This window comes from Rhizobium cauense (assembly GCF_019511525.1).
Classification (GTDB): Bacteria; Pseudomonadota; Alphaproteobacteria; order Rhizobiales; family Rhizobiaceae; genus Rhizobium; species Rhizobium cauense.
In genome coordinates this window covers 1-1,099 of record NZ_JAEUAT010000056.1, presented here as the reverse complement: position 1 = coordinate 1,099, position 1,099 = coordinate 1, and the positions used below count along the sequence as shown (strand labels likewise).

Genomic DNA, 1,099 nt, shown 5'->3' with positions numbered 1-1,099 from the left:
AGACAAAAAACCGCGCTTGTCCGGCTTGTGCTGGACCGGTTCCCGAATGGGCCCGTAGCTCAGTTGGTTAGAGCACACGCTTGATAAGCGTGGGGTCGGAAGTTCAAGTCTTCCCGGGCCCACCATTTGCATTTGCAGGTGATGGACTGGGAATTGATTGGAATGGCTGGCGCGGATTGTTGCCGAACCTGGATTAATCTCCGGGTGATCGAGCTGGAGGGGCTGTAGCTCAGCTGGGAGAGCACCTGCTTTGCAAGCAGGGGGTCAGCGGTTCGATCCCGCTCAGCTCCACCAAATCGATGGTGTTGAGACTGACGGTTTTGACGGCAAATGTCTTCTGAAGAAAAACAAAGTTTGCATCGGTTTTAAGCCAGATGCCTGTTCTGCATATATCGTGAAGAGAAGATTGATCTGGAGGCTTCCAGGTGTTGGGTTTTACCCAATGTCCGAGCCCAGTTCTGTTGAAACCAAGGATGGCTTAGTCGGCCGGATCTGGTGGAGGGACTGGAGGTAGGAAGGAAGCTTGTCGTCAGGATTGACCATTGTTCGGTGCCTTTTGGTGCTGTCTGATGGCTGATCTGATTACCGTTGCCTGACCGCGCGGTACCGGATTTAATCTCGAGAAGCTGGTCTTAAGACCTGATGCAAGCGAGCTGCTCGGCGTAGCTCCAATAAAGCAATCAGGTCGAACACGTCGATGGCATTGTTGGATTGACTGGGTTGTAAAAGGTAACCCGGTCTGTTGCTGTTTCCTGATGGAGGCGGGCAACGAGATGATGAGCATTGGCAATGAGAACGATTAAGTGTCGTAAGGGCATTTGGTGGATGCCTTGGCATGCACAGGCGATGAAGGACGTGATACGCTGCGAAAAGCCGTGGGGAGCTGCGAATAAGCTTTGATCCATGGATCTCCGAATGGGGCAACCCACCTTAAATGCTTGGAAAATCCAAACTGAGTTTAGGCTCGGCTTGGGTTTCCAAGCATTGTGATAAGGTATCTGCACCTGAATAAAATAGGGTGTAAGAAGCGAACGCAGGGAACTGAAACATCTAAGTACCTGCAGGAAAGGACATCAACCGAGACTCCGCAAGTAGTGGC

The 1,099-nt window shown here is 51.7% G+C and carries 2 tRNA genes and 1 rRNA gene; all 3 read left to right on the top strand.

Annotated elements, in window-relative coordinates:
• The first annotated feature begins 48 nt into the window (after positions 1 to 48).
• Positions 49 to 125 (top strand) — tRNA-Ile (locus tag JNB88_RS33095).
• Positions 126 to 218: 93 nt separating this feature from the next.
• Positions 219 to 294 (top strand) — tRNA-Ala (locus tag JNB88_RS33090).
• A 503-nt stretch (positions 295 to 797) separates the two neighbouring features.
• Positions 798 to 1,099 (top strand): 23S ribosomal RNA (locus JNB88_RS33085); the annotation flags it as partial.